Origin of the sequence: Streptomyces sp. NPDC093109 (genome assembly GCF_040701725.1) — a bacterium.
In the GTDB taxonomy this organism is placed as follows: domain Bacteria; phylum Actinomycetota; class Actinomycetes; order Streptomycetales; family Streptomycetaceae; genus Streptomyces.
Genome location: NZ_JBFBEZ010000058.1, coordinates 25,885 through 43,026, shown reverse-complemented (window position 1 = coordinate 43,026; position 17,142 = coordinate 25,885). Strand labels below are relative to the sequence as shown.

At 69.8% G+C, this 17,142-nt stretch carries 18 protein-coding genes and 1 pseudogene; 11 read left to right on the top strand and 8 right to left on the bottom strand.

Features of this window, described 5'->3' with window-relative positions; translation table 11 throughout:
• The coding region (locus AB0389_RS34455; RefSeq protein WP_366399494.1) for a hypothetical protein at nucleotides 1-304 on the bottom strand (304 nt) is incomplete at its 3' end.
• A gap of 71 nt (nucleotides 305-375) precedes the next feature.
• Here AB0389_RS34455 and AB0389_RS34450 point away from each other — a divergent pair.
• Nucleotides 376-807: an NUDIX domain-containing protein gene (locus AB0389_RS34450; protein ID WP_366399493.1), complete on the top strand. Its 432-nt coding sequence runs from the start codon at nucleotides 376-378 to the stop codon at nucleotides 805-807.
• Between the two features lie 88 nt (nucleotides 808-895).
• Here the strand turns inward: AB0389_RS34450 and AB0389_RS34445 are convergent, their stop codons facing one another.
• Together AB0389_RS34445 and AB0389_RS34440 are read right to left on the bottom strand one after the other, a co-directional pair.
• Nucleotides 896-1,930, bottom strand: a complete 1,035-nt coding sequence (locus tag AB0389_RS34445; RefSeq protein WP_366399492.1) for an amino acid--tRNA ligase-related protein — start codon at nucleotides 1,928-1,930, stop codon at nucleotides 896-898.
• A complete protein-coding gene (locus tag AB0389_RS34440; protein ID WP_366399491.1) occupies nucleotides 1,930-2,811 on the bottom strand; it encodes a class I SAM-dependent methyltransferase in 882 nt (293 codons plus the stop codon). Before AB0389_RS34440 ends, AB0389_RS34445 begins: the two co-directional genes overlap by 1 nt.
• A gap of 227 nt (nucleotides 2,812-3,038) precedes the next feature.
• Between AB0389_RS34440 and AB0389_RS34435 the strand changes: the two genes are divergently transcribed.
• From AB0389_RS34435 to AB0389_RS34425, 3 genes are read left to right on the top strand one after another with little or no spacing between them, the layout of a single operon-like run.
• A complete protein-coding gene (locus AB0389_RS34435) occupies nucleotides 3,039-4,373 on the top strand; it encodes a helix-turn-helix transcriptional regulator (RefSeq protein ID WP_366399490.1) in 1,335 nt (444 codons plus the stop codon).
• Nucleotides 4,370-5,188, top strand: coding sequence for a methyltransferase domain-containing protein (locus AB0389_RS34430; RefSeq protein WP_366399489.1), 819 nt, complete (start codon nucleotides 4,370-4,372; stop codon nucleotides 5,186-5,188). Before AB0389_RS34435 ends, AB0389_RS34430 begins: the two co-directional genes overlap by 4 nt.
• Nucleotides 5,189-5,242: 54 nt before the next feature.
• Nucleotides 5,243-5,830, top strand: coding sequence for an SMI1/KNR4 family protein (locus AB0389_RS34425; protein WP_366399488.1), 588 nt, complete (start codon nucleotides 5,243-5,245; stop codon nucleotides 5,828-5,830).
• A 308-nt stretch (nucleotides 5,831-6,138) separates the two neighbouring features.
• Here AB0389_RS34425 and AB0389_RS34420 read toward each other — a convergent pair whose 3' ends face one another.
• Together AB0389_RS34420 and cutA are read right to left on the bottom strand one after the other, a co-directional pair.
• Nucleotides 6,139-6,732, bottom strand: a complete 594-nt coding sequence (locus tag AB0389_RS34420) for a hypothetical protein (protein ID WP_366399487.1) — start codon at nucleotides 6,730-6,732, stop codon at nucleotides 6,139-6,141.
• Nucleotides 6,733-7,076: 344 nt separating this feature from the next.
• Complete coding sequence (cutA, locus tag AB0389_RS34415; RefSeq protein WP_366399486.1) at nucleotides 7,077-7,400, bottom strand: divalent-cation tolerance protein CutA; 324 nt, start codon at nucleotides 7,398-7,400, stop codon at nucleotides 7,077-7,079.
• Between the two features lie 345 nt (nucleotides 7,401-7,745).
• Here cutA and AB0389_RS34410 point away from each other — a divergent pair, with 345 nt between their 5' ends.
• Nucleotides 7,746-8,810, top strand: coding sequence for a hypothetical protein (locus tag AB0389_RS34410; protein ID WP_366399485.1), 1,065 nt, complete (start codon nucleotides 7,746-7,748; stop codon nucleotides 8,808-8,810).
• Between the two features lie 53 nt (nucleotides 8,811-8,863).
• Here AB0389_RS34410 and AB0389_RS34405 read toward each other — a convergent pair whose 3' ends face one another.
• Nucleotides 8,864-9,739 (bottom strand): CDP-alcohol phosphatidyltransferase family protein, encoded by an 876-nt coding sequence (locus tag AB0389_RS34405; protein ID WP_366399484.1) that lies wholly within the window; start codon nucleotides 9,737-9,739, stop codon nucleotides 8,864-8,866.
• Between the two features lie 108 nt (nucleotides 9,740-9,847).
• Between AB0389_RS34405 and AB0389_RS34400 the strand changes: the two genes are divergently transcribed.
• The 5 genes and pseudogenes from AB0389_RS34400 to AB0389_RS34380 form a co-directional block, all read left to right on the top strand.
• On the top strand, nucleotides 9,848-10,843 hold the full coding sequence (locus AB0389_RS34400; RefSeq protein ID WP_366399483.1) for a zinc-binding alcohol dehydrogenase: 996 nt from the start codon (nucleotides 9,848-9,850) through the stop codon (nucleotides 10,841-10,843).
• A gap of 192 nt (nucleotides 10,844-11,035) precedes the next feature.
• The gene (locus AB0389_RS34395) at nucleotides 11,036-11,434 is read left to right on the top strand and encodes a 6-carboxytetrahydropterin synthase (RefSeq protein ID WP_366399482.1); all 399 of its coding nucleotides are present in this window, start codon (nucleotides 11,036-11,038) and stop codon (nucleotides 11,432-11,434) included.
• A 17-nt stretch (nucleotides 11,435-11,451) separates the two neighbouring features.
• Nucleotides 11,452-12,624, top strand: coding sequence for a glycosyltransferase family 4 protein (locus AB0389_RS34390; protein WP_366399499.1), 1,173 nt, complete (start codon nucleotides 11,452-11,454; stop codon nucleotides 12,622-12,624).
• Entirely contained in the window at nucleotides 12,621-13,610 is a 990-nt protein-coding gene (locus AB0389_RS34385; protein ID WP_366399481.1) for a class I SAM-dependent methyltransferase, read from the top strand. The genes AB0389_RS34390 and AB0389_RS34385 overlap by 4 nt, the downstream gene beginning before the upstream one ends.
• Nucleotides 13,611-13,639: 29 nt before the next feature.
• Nucleotides 13,640-14,545 (top strand): annotated as a pseudogene (locus tag AB0389_RS34380) (lysylphosphatidylglycerol synthase transmembrane domain-containing protein); the annotation flags it as partial.
• Between the two features lie 21 nt (nucleotides 14,546-14,566).
• Here the strand turns inward: AB0389_RS34380 and AB0389_RS34375 are convergent.
• Together AB0389_RS34375 and AB0389_RS34370 are read right to left on the bottom strand one after the other, a co-directional pair.
• Nucleotides 14,567-15,562, bottom strand: coding sequence for a RibD family protein (locus tag AB0389_RS34375; protein ID WP_366399498.1), 996 nt, complete (start codon nucleotides 15,560-15,562; stop codon nucleotides 14,567-14,569).
• Between the two features lie 32 nt (nucleotides 15,563-15,594).
• Nucleotides 15,595-16,320, bottom strand: a complete 726-nt coding sequence (locus tag AB0389_RS34370) for a creatininase family protein (protein ID WP_366399480.1) — start codon at nucleotides 16,318-16,320, stop codon at nucleotides 15,595-15,597.
• Between the two features lie 155 nt (nucleotides 16,321-16,475).
• Between AB0389_RS34370 and ribA the strand changes: the two genes are divergently transcribed.
• Entirely contained in the window at nucleotides 16,476-17,141 is a 666-nt protein-coding gene (gene ribA, locus AB0389_RS34365) for a GTP cyclohydrolase II (RefSeq protein ID WP_366399479.1), read from the top strand.
• Nucleotide 17,142: the final 1 nt, after the last annotated feature.

The window sequence follows — 17,142 nt, the reverse complement described above, 5'->3', positions numbered from 1 at the left end:
CGGGCGAATAGACCTTCATCACCATAAGAGATCCCTCCTCCCCGGCCCCTGGCGGGGCCGGGCTCAGAGGTGTCCACCCTTCGGGGACAGGTCCCAGGAACAGACGCTTTCTGTCGCTGCCCTCAATGACCATCTTCCGGCTGGTCTGCGACCGCACGTCGATCAGCGTGCAGCAGTCGCCGTCCAGGAGGATCGGGCGGAACCCGGTCAGCGGCCCCAGCCCGTACGCGTCCGAAAGCTGTTGCAGCAACCCGCCGTCGAAGGTGAAGAATCCGTACTGTGCCGGCTTGGGCAGGATTGGCATGATCAGTACACCTCTCGTATGAGGGATCGTCGCTACGATCGGCGCACCTGATGGGCGATGGAGGAGATCCCTTGAAATACGCGATCAATGTGGATGTGGCACTGCGCCGTGGCGCCGAGTGGCTGCTCATCGTCCGCGGGTTGAACGAGGAGCACGCCGCTGGGCAGTTGTCTCTGGTCGGTGGGACAGTGGACGCGGACGCTCCTGGCGGGGATGTTCTGTCTGACACCGCCCGTCGCGAAGTTCTGGAAGAGATCGGCGTGGACTTGGCGGGCGCTGATCTCAGCTACGCCGAGAGCGTGTTCTTCGTGACGGACTCCGGCAACCCGGTCATCAACGTGGTGCTCGCCGCGCAGATGCCTCCGGACGCCCAGCCCGTTGTCGCCTCCCCGGAGGAGGTTGCCGACATCCGTTGGGTGACTCTCCCCGACTTGGAGCAGGACGGAAGCTGTCCGCCGTGGACGCTGCAAGGGATCAAGCGCGCTGCGCTTGCTCTGGGCTGACACACCGAGCCGACCGCCGAGGACCCGCCCACGGTGGTTCCGCGCGGGTCCTCGGCGGCCAGGCCGCGAGAGGAAGGCGGAACAGGGTTCAAGGCGTGCAGTTCTCGCCGTTGCGACGAACCAGGATTTGCAGGTCTCTGATGTCGTCGTGATCGAGCGCCCACATCAGCAGCCGCTCCACCCCCATGCCGAACCCCGAGGTGTGCAACGGCCGGTGCTCACGCATCTCGACGTACCACTCGTACGGCTTCTCACTGATGTGGTGGAGTTCCAGCGCGTCGCGGACCTCGGCGGCCGTTGTGTGCCGCTCACCTGCGCCGACCACCTCCCCCACACCAAGGAGCAGATCCGCGTTGAGTGCAGTGCGGCGGGAGTCGTCGGCGTACGCCTGGTAGAAGGGCACCGCGAGGTGGTCGTAGTTCGTGACCCACACCGGCGAACCACAGAGGGTGAGCAGCTTCTGCTCGGCCGCGCGGGTCACGGTACGCCACGGTGCGCTGCCTGGGGCGGTGCCGGTTCGGATCAGCTCCGGATCGCCGGCGAGCAGGTGAACGGCTTCGGAGAATGTGATCCGCTCGAAGGGGCCGTCGTGGTCAGCGATCCCCTCCAGGTGTGTGACGGTCCCGGCGATGTCTCGGATGGTGTCGGCGCAAGTGATGAGCAGGTGCCGCGTCAGGTGACGGAGGTAGTCCTCCACGACCGACATGGTGGTGTCCAGTCCGCCGGGCAGTTCGGCCTCACTGTGGAAGAACTGACACAGGTGGCTGGCGTCCGGGTCCTCACCGCGGAAGGACGGCATCAGGTAGTAACAGCCGCTGTCCGAGAGCCGGCATCCGTACTCCAGCGAGAACTGCATGGAGTCCGCCAGATAGGTGGGCTGACCGAACATGTCGACCCTGACAGGCTGGGAGTCGGAGCCCAGACCCAGCGGAGAGGACACGGCGCCGGTGGTCACCGGCAGATGCAGGGTGGGTACGCCCTGAGCAGCCCAGAACTGGGCCGTGGCGAACGAGACCGCGTCCTGCACGGTGACCAGAACCTTGCCCCACGGGGAGTCCATCAGTTCCATGTACCGGTCGGGTGCAGACCACAGTGGGGGCTTGACCGAAGTGGGCTTGCTCATCAGCGGTTCTCCGATTCCGTCGACGGAATGAACGCGTGCGTGAAGTGCGGGTCGAAAGCTCCGGGTTCGAGGAACAGCTCCGGCTGCTCAGGGATGTCCGCGATGACCGGAAGTCGCAGCACCAGTTCCATCACGCCGAGGTGCCGATGGTTGTCGTTGAACACCTGGCAGGTGGTGCGCCACTGCTCACGGACCCGATCCCGCGTGGCAGCGGGCAGTGCTTTCATGCGGTTGCTGCCGCTCAGTTCCCGGACGTAGGCGTCCACGACGTCGGCGGAGCGAGCCGTCAGCGGTCGGCGATCCAGGTGGTACATCTCCCAGTCCGGCGGAGCAAGCTCAGCCAGCCACTCATCCCATCCCCAGCCCGGGACGGGAAAGCCAAGAATCTCGGCAAGCCGGCCGGACAGTTCCCGGGAGGGTGCTCGGCGGTAGTACAGGTGCGTGATCGACACCATGCCCAGCGGGCGCAGCACTCGACGGATCTCGCGGAACGCCGACTGACGGTCGTTGATGAAGCCGAGCGCTCCGCCGCAGACAACGGCGTCAAAGGTATCTTCGTCCCAGGGCATGGACCGCACGTCGCCGTGGTGGAAGGCGATCCGTTCCGCGACGCGCGAGGGCAGGGCGGTCGCGGTCCGCTTCGCTTCCGCCACAGCACCAGGGTTGATCTCCACTCCGTCGACTCGGCAACCGGTGATGGATGCCAGCTCGATCGAGGTGAACCCGGTGTTCGATCCGACGTCGAGCACGCGGTGAGCGGCTCCGATGTGCATCGTATGGGCGAGGCGGGAAATGGCGCGCTTGCCGCCGGGGCAGCGGTTCGTCTCCCCGACGATCGAGATCAGATCCACATAGCCGAGCGGCAATTCAGGCTCTTCCATGCGTCCTCCCAGGTGGGTATGGAATCTCGTGAGACGGCGGGCTGGGCCGCCCGGAATACCAGGCAGGACGTCCGTGTCATGCCTGAGCGGTCTCTACGAAACCCTTCCCAAGCGTCCCTGGCCAGAGAAGAATTGATGCACTGATGAGGCATTGATGCCGCGAACCTGGCCTTGGCCTGGTTCGTTACCCACGGAGAGCGAGCTGAAGCAGATCCGCAGGAGGACCGTTGAAGTCACCAAGGCACCAGTTCGTCGAGCGCAGGAAGGCCATCGGTCTCACTCAGGAGTCGCTGGCCGAAGCGCTCGGGGTCGACCGGACGACCGTCGGCCGGTGGGAAGCCGGAAGGGGAACTCCACAACCTTGGATGCGGCCCAGACTGGCCCAGGAGCTGAAGATCTCCATGGAGCAGTTGGCCTTGCTGCTGACGGTACGAACCCCCCAGGTGTACCGGGTCGCCGCGGCGATTCCTCTGACGCCGACCGGCCGAACACCGGCAGTCCCGGCCTTCGAAGGAACTCAGGGGATTCGGAATGTCAACCTGGCAGTGGAGACTGTTGCGGATGACGCGAACGAATCGGCCCTCTTCCTTCACTTCGCCGGCGCATCCAATGTTGACGACACGGTGCTGGAACAGCTCGACGCTGACATCGTTCGGCTGGCGACGGTCTACGTGAGTAAACCTGTCTCCGAAGTCTTCCAGGAAATCAGCAACCTCCGGCGGACCGCGTTTGCCCTTTTACGCGGTAGACAGCACCCGCATGAAACGACGCGGCTGTATCTCGCGGCCGGTCGCCTGTGCGGTCTGGCAACCCATGTGGCTCTCGACCTTGGCCAGTACGCGGCTGCGGCAACTCATTCCCGTACTGTCTGGAGGTGCGCGGAATCCGCAGACGACAACGGGCTCCGCGCCTGGGTCCGGTCCATCCAGTCATTGATCGCCTACTGGCAGCAGGACTACCGCCAAGCCGCCGATCTGGCCCGGGCCGGGCTGCTGTGCGCGCGCACGGGCACCATCGCCGCCAGACTGCTGAGTCTCGAAGCACGGGCCGATGCCGCAATGGGAAACAGCGCGCGGGCGCTACGAGCGGTGGAAGCCGCCCAGGATGCCCGAAACGCGTACGCCTCGGACTCCGAACCGGCCGGAGTGTTCGCCTTCCCCGAAGCCAAGCAGTGGGCCTACGCGGGGACGACATTTCTCGCCGTTGGCAATCGTCATCACATGGCACGAGCAGTTGAGGCGTCGACTCGTGCGATCACCCTGTACGAGTCCGCGCCGCGACAGGACCGCTCCTCCGGAGATCTCCAGGCCGCCCGCCTGGACCTCGCCACGGCGCACCTCGTGAACGGCGACATCGATGGCGTCCGCGACGCACTGGCCTTTGTACTCAATGCCGGACCCGATCGTCGTACGGCAAGCATCTCCAGGCGGCTCCAAGCGCTGCACACCCATCTCGCCGACCCCGTCTACGCCCGCTCCCCGAGGATCCTGGGTATCCGCGAGAATGTTGGGGAAGCCTGCTCCCGCCCTGCTCTCACCAACCCCCCGGAGCCAGCCGCATGACACACATCACCGAACAGCAGAGCGCGGCCGTGTCCAACAGGCGCCTCCTCGCACACACCGCCTACGCGGACGAACGCCACCTCGCTGCCAGGCAGTCCCTCTACCGATGGCAGCGGCCTCAGTACGATCTGCCGGAGATCGTCGTGGGCGAACTGGCCTACGTCAAGGGAACGGTGCTCGACATCGGCTGTGGAAACGGCACGTTCGTGAACCGGATGCGTGCGGACCGCCGGGACCTACGGGTGGTCGGCATTGATATCTCGGCGGGCATCCTCGCCCACGTCGAGAAGCCTGCTTTCGTGGCTGACGCGCACGCCCTTCCTTTCGCGGACGGGACAGCCGACGCAGTCCTGGCCCTGCACATGCTCTACCACATGGCCGACATACCGGCCGCCGTCCGGGAAATGGCGCGCGTTCTCCGGTCGTCAGGCCTGGCCGTCGCGTCGACCAACAGCGAGAACGACAAGCGTGAACTGGACCAGCTGTGGCAACGGGCAGCCGCCGACGTCCTGGGCATCCCGGAAGGACCCAGTCGGCTCTCCCTCAGTTCACGCTTCTCCCTGGAGAAGGCCCCTGCCTTTCTGGGCGCGGAGTTCAGTGACATCCGGGTACGGGAACTGCCCGGCACCGTCGAGGTGACCGACCCGGCTCCGGTCGTCGCCCACCTCGCGTCCTACGAAGCCTGGTCCGAACAGTGCGGGGTGCCCTTCCGGGAGACCGTAGCCCGAGCACACCAGCTCGTCAGTGCCACCATCGCCTCGGAAGGGTCGTTCACCATCACCTGTCTCGGCGGCTTCCTGATCTGCCGGGCGTAGACTCTCCCTCCCGGGGACCACCTATAGGGTGACCGGGACGAGAGAAGACGCACCATGGATCCCCGCGTACCCCGCCTGCGTCGCAAACTGGCCGCGATCCCGTTCCAGCCCCTGCGCAGCCACTCCTTCGGGGAAGAGGAACACAAGTTCTGCCTCGGTCCGAAGCTGGCGGAAGCCCGAATCGCCGCCTTTGAGGATGAGCACGGCATCTCCCTGCCCGACGCCTATCGGCAGTTCCTCACGCACATCGGCGGCTCGGGCGCGGCGCCGTTCTACGGCCTCAAACCTCTCAGGCAACGTTCCCTGCTGGCCATGAATCCGCGCGGAGAACCAGGGACCCCCCGAGGCTTCACCGCCGCGGACCCCGGGGCACACGAACGTGACCTCTTTCTCCACATCATCGAGATGGGCTGCGCCGACGTATGCGTCATCGCGGTCACCGGTCCTCTCACCGGCCGCGTCCTCATCGGCAACAGCGACGGCTACTGGGGCCCCAACGTCTCCTCCGCCACCGACTTCCTCGACTGGTACGAACGCTGGCTCAACCACATGAGCGCCGGTCGCGACAACCGGGCCCTGGAACTCACTTCACCTCGCCTTCGCGCCCATCCCAACCGCCACCGCATGGCCCCGAAAATCTGACCCTCCGTCAAGTTCCGCGGTTGGTGCCGCCTGGGGGCCGGTTACTTGGCCAGGTGAACGGGCGGCCGTCAGGCGCCGAGACGAGCCCCGCTGCCCCGCTGCCCCGTGGAAAGTGTGCGCAGCCCCGGAGGGTTCACTGGCCCGAGGCCACCCCCATGACATCGTCATTCATCCGCGGCACGCAACGCAGCCACATCGGTCTCGTCCCGAGCCCGCAGTCCGACCCGCTCTCCTCGCAGCCTGCCGTTCCTCTTGTCGGACCGTTACCCCGAGATCAACTCGGTTTCCACGTGCGTGCGGTCACCCTGTCAGTCCGCCGCAAACGCAAGAAACGTGGTGAGCCCCGCTCTGACAGCACCACCCCATGTGAGGTGTGCTCTGTTGGCACCTGCGAACACGACTCCAAGCGAAATATCGGCAGGGCCGGCCGGGCCATCTACGTTCACCATAATGTACTTACTTTCCCCCCTTCCCTTCTCGGTGACCAGGATGCGAACTCCACTGCGGGTGAACGTATAGCTCTTCCTGTTGACCGCAGTACACCTGTATTCGTTTCCCTCAAAGGCCAAACGTAGAGCGCGTCCCTTTTTTCTGAGCGCCCAGCTTCTCCTCCTCGTCTCGACTACCTCTCCGCCTACCCGAAGTCGCGCCAGAGTCAAGCGAGGCCGGTCTCCGAGCGAAAACCCTTCAAAGAATACGTTGGGCACAGATTCGCCACGCACCTCAGCTGCAGGGCCGCCTTCTTCTGCACTGTCCGACGAGTGCACCAACTTCATCTCGCCAAATTCGTGGGAGATGCCCTGCCAAGTGTGCTTGGGAGATCGGTGGCCGTTTCTGGCCATGGGACTGAACTTGAGGGGATCCACCTTCGACCCCTGGTATTCAAGAGTGAATTTGGGCACGCAATCTTCCTTGATTTTATGTTGATGACGCCGGGGCCGGAGAGGAGAGAAGGTGAGGGGTTCTCAGCCGGCGTGCCGTTGAGGCGAATGGCGGAGTGGTGGGCGACAGCGCGGGTGCGCGGGCGGCCGGCTCCGGGGGTACACGACGAAGCGCACCCTGCTCTCCGCGGAGGAGAGAAGGGGGCGCAGTGCGTCAGCGGTCGGCGGGCGCGCGTTGGAGTTGTGCCGCGGCGTGGCGTCCGTGCGTCCTCGGCAGCGGCTCGCCCCCGTGCTGCGACGCCTGAGCGCGCACCATGGCCTTCCCGCAGTGGACGACGCGCTGGTGAAAGCGGCGACCTGACCTGCTACTCGGGGTCGGTGCTCGACCGCACCCACCGGAGGCAGGTCTCCGCGCCGGCCACGATAGGGATGGCGCTGACCTCGGGGCTCGCCCACGGGTGATGTTCCAGCAGGTGTGCTTCGAGGGCCGGATACCGGTCGACTCGGGTCTTCATGAGGAGCTGCCACTCCTCGCCTGTGCCGAACTCTCCGTTGTGCCAGAACACGGACGTGACGGGACCGATGATCTGAGCCCCGGCGGCCAAGCGCTCGCGTACGACGGACCGCGCCAGCTGGACGGCCTGCTCGCGGGTCTCGGTGGCGGTGGACACCTGCACAAGGTCAGTCATGATCCGGAGCCTATCCAGCCCCCGAACTTCCCGAACATGACGAACATGACGACGTTTGCGCAGGTCGTTCCGGAGCTTGGGCCCCGGGTTTCAGGCTTCGGGCTTCGAGCCCTACCTCCCTGGGTGGTTCTTTGGGGAGGGAACCTCCCTACCTCCCTACCTGCTCCCGGCACCCCCACAGGCAGGCAGTATGACAATTAGTCACTGACTTGCCACGTAACGTTGTGAAGGTCTAGCGTTCGCGGCATCCGCCGCATAAAGCGGCCCCAGCCGGTGTATCAGCACCGAACCAGGGCCTGACCTACGGGTCATGTGTGGCTGTCCAACAGGAGAAAACAGGAGCACATGAACGTGGCTGCCGCCGACTTTAGCCCCGCCCTCCCCACACCCGCACACCCCTTAGCCAATCCGGGGTACGGCAAGCGCTCCGCACCCGAACAACTTCCGCGCGGCGACGCCGACTTCGCACACCTGTGCCCGCGAGAAGCGGCCATCGCCGCGTACATCGACCGGCTGCCCGAAGGCTCCGCCATCGGATACAAGGCCCTCGCCGCGAACATCGCCGCCTACGGCCAGCAGGCGTGCGCCACCTCGCTGCGTTCGCTCTCCCACACCGGGCATCTGCGCCTGATCAAGGAGCACCTGGTGCTGGCGGACAGCAGCTTCCGCTGGGTGACCCGGACCTACTTCTCTCGCACGGCCAGGGACGACGCCTGGTGGAAAGCGTTCGTGCAGGGCCTGCACGGCATCGACATCACCGAATTGGAGCGGCGCGGGCAGTGCCGGGACGCCCCGGACCAGGAGGCCGGTGAGGCTGGTGAGGCCGGCGAGGCCGACACCTCCGAGTACACGCCCGCTCCCGCGCCCGGGTCCGCCTCAGGGCCCTCCCTCGCGTACCGCACTCTCGCCCAACTCGGCCACGCCGAAGCCCGTATGACCCTGTCCGCCGCCGAGTGCGCCGCTCTCGAAGAGCTCGCCGCCGAGTGGCTGGCACGAGGCGCGACCACGGATCACCTGACCGTCGCCCTCACCGCCGGACTTCCGCAGCCCCTTCACAGCCCCGCCGCGATCGCCCGCAAACGACTGGAGACCAAAATGCCGCCCAAGCCCGTCAGCGCACAGTCCGCAGCACAGCCCGTACGCGTCCTCCGCACCATCATGATGTGCATCACCTGCGAAAACGACGAGACGAACTCCACGATCATCCGAGGCGTCTGCGTCGACTGCCGCAAGGAATCCGGCATGGAGACGGAGAACGGTGCGGAGGACGGTGCGGAGGACGGCACCGGCACTGGCCCCAGTCCCGTCGGTGCCACGCGCAGCCTCGTCGACACCGCCCGGCGCGCCGCCGAGATCCGCGCCGCCGCTGGACTCAAGTCCCGTAAGGGCCAGGGAAAGCGCAAGCGCTGACCGCAGTTCACCCGCGACCGGGTGGCGCGGCGCCTTGAGGCTCACCGGCTTCTTCAGCGCGAACCTCTGAGGCCGCCGAGGCCGCCGCCCGGCTTGCCGCCCGCCAGGGCCAGGTGGGCCGTCGGCGTCGGTACCGCAGGGGCCTGCGGGGCCACCGCAGCGGTGTGGCGGCCGTGCCACAGGCCCAGGATGTCCCGGCCGAAGGACCACACCAGCGTGGCCAGGGCCGTCAGGACCACCGCGTACAGCGGTACGCGCGGCAGTGCGCCCGTGGTCGCTGTCAGGAGCAGGACGCCCTGGAGCGCCGCCACCGTCTTGCGCGCCATGCTCGGCGGCAGCGGGGCGTTGAGCCAGGGCGCGACGCGGGCCGCCGCGACGAAGACGTACCGCATGGCGCCGATCAGCAGGACCCACGCGCCGAGCATCGTCGCCACGTACACACTGAGCACCATGATCAGGAACGCGTCGACCTCCATGTCGAAGCGCGCGCCCAGCGGGGAGGCCGTGCCCGTGCGGCGGGCGACCTTGCCGTCCACCGCGTCGAGGAAGAGCGCGACCGCCGTGAGCCCGGTGAGGAGGACGACCGGCGCCCCGGCCACGGTCTCGCCGCTCGCCACGGACTCCGCGACCAGCGCCGTCACCCCGCCGACCAGCGTCGTACGGGCCAGGGTTACGGCGTTCGCCGGGCCGAAGCGCCGGGCGGGCGGCCACTGGCGGCTCAGTGCGCGGGTGAGCAGTGCCCAGGTCGCGGCCGTGAAGGCCAGGCCCGTCAGCCACCCCGCCGGCCCCAGTCCGACCGTCGTCCCGAGCGCGGCCAGCAGCAGAAGCTGCGCGCCCGCACCGGCGGTCGTCTCCTGGCGCAACACCCTCGGCACTCTCGTGTCGTACGTGCTGTTGCAGGTGTTGTACGCGTCGTTCAGGGCGGCCACTGTGCACCCTCCGGCTGTGTGACAGAGTCGTTGTGGGCCGCGTACGGTGTGCGCGGCCTCGTGTTTATCAGAACGTGAACCATCACCCGAGCGTTCAGGAGGACGCAGATGACCCGCTCCGCGCGCGCCTTCTGGCTCCGCTCCCCCGGGGTCGGCGAGATCCGCGAGATCGCGCTGCCCGAGCCCGCCGACGGTGATGTCGTGGTGCGGACCGTGTGTTCCGGCGTGAGCCGCGGCACGGAGTCCCTCGTCTTCCGCGGTGGCGTCCCCGCGAGCCAGCACACCGCCATGCGCGCGCCGTTCCAGGACGGCGACTTCCCCGGGCCGGTCAAGTACGGCTACCTCAACGTCGGTGTCGTCGAGGAGGGCCCCGAACGGCTCGTCGGACGTACCGTCTTCAGCCTCTATCCGCACCAGACCCGCTACGTCGTGCCCGCGAGCGCCGTCACGCCCGTGCCGGACTCCGTGCCGGCCGCACGGGCCGTCCTCGCCGGGACGGTGGAGACCGCCGTCAACGCCGTGTGGGACGCGGCGCCGCTGCTCGGGGACCGGATCGCGGTCGTCGGGGCGGGCATGATCGGCTGCTCGGTCGCGGCGCTGCTGGCCCGCTTCCCGTCCGTACGGGTCCAGTTGATCGACGCAGACCCGAGCCGCGCGGCCGTCGCCGAGGCGCTCGGGGTCGGCTTCGCGCTGCCCGGGGACGCGCTCGGCGGCTGCGATCTCGTCGTCCACGCCAGCGCGAGCGAGGCGGGACTCGCGCGGTCGCTGGAGCTGCTCGGGCCCGAGGGCACCGTCCTGGAGCTGAGCTGGTACGGCGACCGGCGGGTCTCCGTGCCGCTGGGCGAGGCGTTCCACTCGGGCCGGCTGACGCTGCGGGCCAGCCAGGTGGGCGCGGTCTCGGCGGCCCGGCGCGGCAGCCGTACGTACGGCGACCGGCTCGCGCTCGCGCTGGAGCTGCTCGCGGACCCCGCCTTCGACGCGCTGATCACCGGCGAGTGCGCGTTCGAGGAGCTGCCGTCGGTCATGCCCCGCATCGCGGGGGGCGAACTGCCGGGAATGTGCCACCGGGTACGGTACGACGCGGCGGCCGACGTCGTCGCGTAACGAGTTCCTTCACGCGCGGCGCGAGCCGTCGCGCGGGGGCCCGTTCCGGTGGCATCCGCCGCCCCGGGCCCACCCGGCCGGGCTCCGTCCGGCCGCTGATTTCACCCGAACCCTGAACAAGCGGCACGTCACCGCCGTACTGGATGACGTGGCCCGGGCAGGGGCCGGCCGAGCCGACCTGGAGGTCAACCGTTGTTCAGCGTCACCGTCCGCGAGCACCTCATGATCGCCCACAGCTTCCGGGGCGAGGTCTTCGGACCCGCGCAGCGGCTGCACGGCGCGACGTTCCTGGTGGACGCCACGTTCAAGCGCGCCGAGCTGGACGACGACAACATCGTCGTCGACATCGGCCTGGCGACCAGTGAGCTGGGCGAGGTGGTGGGCGAGTTCTCGTACCGCAATCTCGACGACGAGGCCGAGTTCGACGGCATCAACACCTCGACGGAGTTCCTCGCCAAGGTCATCGCGGACAGGCTCGCCGACCGCGTGGCGGCGGGGAAGCTCGGGCCCGGCGCCCACGGTCTGACCGGCATCGCGGTCACACTGCACGAGTCACACATCGCGTGGGCGAGTTACGAGCGTACGTTGTGAGGCAGGCCCCGGGTCTGATGGCCGCCACCACCGCGCACACCTCCGCCACCACCGCTCCCCCGGTGCGTTTCATCCTGCCCGGCGGTGTGGACGACCCGGCCGCGCCGAGCGGTGGCAACACCTACGACCGCCGCGTGTGCCGGGAGCTGCCCGGCGCCGGCTGGCGGGTCCAGGCGCACGCCGTCGCCGGTGACTGGCCCCGGCCGCGCCCCGTCCACCGCGCCGAACTGGCCCGGATCCTGGCGGCGATGGCGGACGGCACCGTCGTCCTGCTCGACGGGATCGTCGCCTGCGGCGTGCCCGACATCATCGTCGCCGAGGCCGAACGGCTGCGCCTCGCCGTCCTCGTCCATCTGCCCCTGGCCGACGAGACCGGGCTCGCCCCGGCGACGGCGGCCGAGCTGGACTCGCTGGAGCGGCGGACGCTGCGGGCGGTATCGGTGACGATCGCGACCAGCGACTGGGCGGCCCGCCGGCTCACCGAACAGCACGGCCTGGACCCCGCGCGCGTCCATGTCGCGCTCCCGGGCGCCGACTTCGCGCCGCTCGCCACCGGCAGCGGTACGGACACGCCCCGGCTGCTGTGCGTCGCGTCCGTCACCCCGCGCAAAGGGCAGCACCGGCTGGTGGAGTCCCTGGCCGCGCTGACGGCACCGGAGCTGACCGCGCCAGGGGAGACGGCTTCGCGCTGGAGCTGTGTCTGCGCCGGCGGCCTCGGCCACGACCCCGCCTACGTCGCACGGCTGCGCACACTCATCGACGGGCACGGTCTCGACGGCCGCTTCCGCCTCGCGGGCCCGCAGGCCGGCCCCGCGCTGGCCGCCCACTACGCCGCCGCCGACGTCCTCGTCCTCCCGTCGTACGCCGAGACGTTCGGCATGGCCATCACCGAGGCGCTCGCGCACGGCATCCCCGTCGTCGCGACCGCCGTCGGCGGGGTGCCCGAGGCGCTCGGGCTCGCGCCCGACGGCAGCGTGCCGGGGATCCTCGTACCCCCGGAGAGCGAGGATCCCGAGGGGCTCACCAAGGCCCTGCGCACGTGGCTGCGCGACCCGGCGGTACGCCGCCGTACGAGGGCGTCCGCGCTGGGCCGGCGCACCGCGCTGGCCGGCTGGGACACCACGGCCCGGCGCCTGGCCGCCGCATTGGAACATCTCCGTCAGGAACAGGAACACAGGAGGTCCGTGTGACCGCGACCGACGCAGCCCCCTCCGACGTACCGCGCTACGCCCCCGAGTGGCTGGCGCTGCGGGAGGGCGCCGACGGCAGTGCCCGCGCTCCGGAACTGCTGGAACCGCTCTACGAGCATCTGACGCAGGCGCCGCGCGCCACGCCCGAGCTGGTGATCCGCGACCTCGGCTGCGGCACCGGCTCCATGGGCCGCTGGCTGGCGCCCCGGCTGCCGGGTCCCCAGCACTGGATCCTGCACGACCACGACCCCGAACTGCTCGCGCTGGCCGCCGCGTCGATGCCCACGACGGCCGCCGACGGCAGTGCGGTGACGGTGTCGACGGAGCGCGGCGACATCGCGCACCTCGGCGCGGCCGGGCTGGTGGGCACCTCGCTGGTGACGGCCTCCGCGCTGCTCGACCTGCTCACCCGCGAGGAGCTGGACGCGCTGGCGTCGGCGTGCGCGGGGGCGGGCTGTCCCGCTCTGCTGGCGCTGTCGGTGGCGGGCCGGGTCGAACTGACCCCGGCGGACCCGCTGGACACCGAGATCGCCGCCGCCTTCAACACCCATCAGCGCCGCATCGACGCGAACGGCCGCCGGCTCCTCGGGCCTGACGCCGTCGAGGCCGCCGCCGACTCCTTCGGCCGGTACGGGCTGACCGTACGGACGGCTGCGAGCCCGTGGCGTCTCGGCGCGGCCGAGTCGGCGCTCACGGCGGAGTGGCTGCGGGGCTGGGTGGGCGCGGCACTGGAGCAGCGGCCGTGCCTCGCCCCGCATGGAGAAGCGTTTCTGCGTCGACGGCTGGCGGCCTGCGAGGCGCGCGAGCTGGGCGCGATCGTGGCCCACGGCGACATACTGGCGCTGCCCCCGGCGTGGGGCGGCCCGACTGCGGGCGGACCGGCTGCGGGCGGACCGATGACGGGCGGCAGCGCGGCATGGGACGGCAGCGCGGCATGGGGCGGACCCTCCCCTGACTGGACGGCTCCGGGCGGGGGCGTGTTGTGATCCCGGGGGCGCTGCGGGCCCGCCTCGGCATGATCGCGGGGGTGGTCATCCTCGCCGTACTGATGTGGCGGCTGGGCACCGGCGCGTTCCTCGACGGGCTGCGTGGCATCGACGGCCCGACCCTGCTGGGCGCCCTCGGACTCGGCCTGCTCACCACGGTGTTCAGCGCGTGGCGCTGGCGCCTGGTGGCGCGCGGCCTCGGCATCCGGCTGCCGCTGGGGCGGGCCGTGGCCGACTACTACCGCTCGCTGTTCCTGAACGCGGCGCTGCCCGGCGGTGTGCTGGGCGATGTGCACCGGGCCGTACGGCACGGACGCGACGCCGGCGATGTCGGTGGCGGTGTGCGCGCGGTCGTCCTCGAACGGGTCGCGGGCCAGGCCGTGCTGATCGCGGTCGGTGTGACACTGCTGCTCACGCATCCGTCCGCGGCGGTGGCACGGGCGCGCGACGCGGCGACGGAGCCGGGGGCACTGGCGGCTGCGGCGGCGCTGGCGGGTGTGACGCTGGCGGTGGTGGCGACCGTACGGCACCGGAAGGCGCGCACGTCGAAGACGACCGGCGCGCCGAAGATGACCGGCGCGCCGAAGACGGCTGCCGAGCGTGAACCCGGCATCCGGGCGCTGTTCGCGCGCGGGTGCTGGCCGGGAGTGACGCTGGCGTCGGCCGTCGTGCTGGCCGGACACCTCGCTACGTTCCTGCTGGCCGCCCGCGCGGCCGGCGCGACCGCTCCGGCCGCCGAACTGCTGCCCCTGATGGTCCTCGCGCTGCTCGCCATGGCGCTCCCCCTGAACGTCGGCGGCTGGGGCCCGCGCGAGGGCGCCACCGCGTGGGCCTTCGGCGCGGCGGGCCTCGGCGCGGAACAGGGGCTGACGGTGGCGGTGGTGTACGGGGTGCTGGCGTTCGCGGCGAGCCTGCCGGGAGCCGCGGTGCTGCTGGCCCCCGGCTGCGCGCGGCTGCTAAGCCGTCGTCGTACCGGCGTCCGTACCCGTCTTCGTGCCGGCGTCCGTACCGGCACCCCCGCCGTCGCCCCCGCCGTCGCCCCCGCCGTCGCCCTCGCGGAGATCCAGCTCGAAGAGGGTGTCCTCGCCGAGGTGGGCGCGCCGGACCGGCGGCCGGAGGGCGTCGCGCATCCGGTCGGGGCCGCTGAAGCGCAGGCCGGGCACGCCGTCGCCGAGCAGGACCGGCGCGACCGTGACGTACAGCCGGTGCAGCGCCCGCTCGTGGAGGAAGCGCGACACGGTGTTGCCGCCGCCCTCGACGAGCACCCGGCCCAGGCCGCGGCCGGCCAGCGTGCGCAGCAGCAGGTGGGGCGCGAAGGCGTCGTGGGACGGCAGTTCGAGGACGTCGACGCCGGACCGCCCGGGGGCCCCACCGCTCCCGGCCGTCCCGCCGTGCTCACCGCCCGCACCGCGCCCGTCCGCTACTCCTTCCCCCTCACGTTCCCGCTGGCGCTCCCCGCGCTCGCCGCGCTCCCCCTGGCCACCGTCCGGGCCCACCACCCACAGCGTGGGCGCTGACCCGTCCGTGAACACATGGTGGCGTGGCGGCACACGGCGGTACGGATCGATGACGACCCGGACCGGATGCGCGCCCGTACAGGCGCGGACCGTGAGCCGCGGGTTGTCCGCGACGGCTGTCCCGGCCCCGACGACGACCGCGTCGGCGAGCGCCCGCAGCCGGTGCAGATGTTCGCGGTCCTCCTCGCCGGTGACGTAGTCGGCGTCCCCCGTACGGCTCGCGATGAATCCGTCCAGACTCTGCCCCAACTGCCCGAAGGTGAACCGTGGACCGGCCAGGCACAGCGACAGATAGCGCTCGGCGAGGAGGTGCGCCTCGGGCGAGGCGTCACGCCAGCGGCGCTGTCCAGCGGAGTCAGGGAGCAGCCCTGCCGCGTCGGCGTCGGCCGGGGAGCGTATGCCGAGGAGCAACTCCCATGCGGTGGCGGCATCCACATGGCTCACTCGGCTCTGGCTCTGGCTCTGGCTCAACGGAAATCCTCCGACGTGAGCAGCGAGTGATACGCGGCGAAGGAATCCACCAGGCCAGCCAGCAATTCCTTTCCTTTCTCGGCGGAGCCGAGGGACGGACGTCCGATGACACCGGACTCCGTATAGGCCCGCATACCGAGGGTCAGCAAATGCGGCCGGTCGTCGGCGAGATGGTCCGCGCTCTCGTATCCGGGCCGGACCAATTCCGGGGAATGGTGCAGCAGGATGGAGGTCTCCACCTCTCCCGCGTGCATATCGGCGCGCGACGACGTACGTACTCCCGCCCGCTCCCTGGCCGCGTCCCAGTCCCCGGATCCGGGAAAGAGCGCCATACGCGTACCGCTGCCGGCGGACTCCTGGACGACGTTGCGCAGGACGTAGTTCCCGCCGTGTCCGTTGACCAGGACGAGCCGGTCGGTTCCGGTCCTGCGGAGGGATTCCGCGATGTCGCGTACGACGGCGTGGAGGGTCGCGGCGGAGATGCTGACGGTCCCTGGCCAGGCCGGATCCTCGTGCTCGTGCGAGCAGGAGATGGTCAGCGGCGGCAGGAGCCGCACCGGGTGGGCGGCGGCTATCGATTCGGCTATCGCGCAGGCGACGACCGTGTCGGTCGCGAGCGGCAGGTACCGTCCGTGCTGCTCGAAGCTGCCGACGGGCAGCACGGCGACAGCGGCGTTCGCGGCCTTTACGTCCTCTGTGGTTTCTCTGCTGTACGTGCTCACCGGAGCAGGCTACGCGGAAAAGATCCACCGAACGACGGATCGCGGCAGAACGCCGGCAGAACGCTGCGGAAAGCAGCAGAAAGCGGGCCGGCGGCCAACGGCCGCCGCCTTTCCACCCATTCCTCTCTTCGCACACACCGCCGGGGGTACCGGATATGACGCAGATCATCACGGACAGCAATGGCACGCACCACCACGAAGACATCGTGGGCGCACCGGGCATCGAACGCGCGGGAGATGTCCAGTTGTCCACCGAGTACGGTGAATTCCTGGCCGTCGGATACCGGGACCTCATTCTCGGCGACGAACAAATAGCCCTGGTGTACGGCGATGTGGCGGGCGAAGGGGCGCTGACCCGGCTCCACTCCGAGTGCCTCACCGGCGACGCCTTCGGCTCCCGCCACTGCGAGTGCGGCGACCAGCTCTCGGCCGCGCTGCGCGCCATCGCCGCCGAGGGCCGGGGCGTCCTCGTCTACCTCCGGGGCCACGAGGGGCGCGGCATCGGCCTGCTCGCCAAGCTCAAGGCCATGCGCCTCCAGGCGGAGGGGCTCGACACGGTGGAGGCCAACCTCGCCCTGGGCCTCCCGGCCGACTCCCGTGACTACCGCGTGGCGGCCGAGATCCTGCACGACCTGGGCGTCAACTCCGTACGCCTGCTGTCCAACAACCCGCTCAAGCGGGCGGCGCTGCTCCGTTACGGCGTCGAGATCGCCGAGGAGGTCCCGCTGCTGATCCCGCCCCGCGAGGAGAACATCGCCTACCTCCGCACCAAGCGCGAACGCCTCGGCCACCACCTGCCCCACCTGGACTCCACCCCATGAG

Coding starts and splice junctions, on each gene's coding strand:
- AB0389_RS34445 (WP_366399492.1), bottom strand. CDS start 1,930: ATGAGCAAGCCCACTTCGGTCAAGCCCCCACTGTGGTCTGCACCCGAC.
- AB0389_RS34440 (WP_366399491.1), bottom strand. CDS start 2,811: ATGGAAGAGCCTGAATTGCCGCTCGGCTATGTGGATCTGATCTCGATC.
- AB0389_RS34430 (WP_366399489.1), top strand. CDS start 4,370: ATGACACACATCACCGAACAGCAGAGCGCGGCCGTGTCCAACAGGCGC.
- AB0389_RS34425 (WP_366399488.1), top strand. CDS start 5,243: ATGGATCCCCGCGTACCCCGCCTGCGTCGCAAACTGGCCGCGATCCCG.
- cutA (WP_366399486.1), bottom strand. CDS start 7,400: ATGACTGACCTTGTGCAGGTGTCCACCGCCACCGAGACCCGCGAGCAG.
- AB0389_RS34410 (WP_366399485.1), top strand. CDS start 7,746: ATGAACGTGGCTGCCGCCGACTTTAGCCCCGCCCTCCCCACACCCGCA.
- AB0389_RS34400 (WP_366399483.1), top strand. CDS start 9,848: ATGACCCGCTCCGCGCGCGCCTTCTGGCTCCGCTCCCCCGGGGTCGGC.
- AB0389_RS34390 (WP_366399499.1), top strand. CDS start 11,452: ATGGCCGCCACCACCGCGCACACCTCCGCCACCACCGCTCCCCCGGTG.
- ribA (WP_366399479.1), top strand. CDS start 16,476: ATGACGCAGATCATCACGGACAGCAATGGCACGCACCACCACGAAGAC.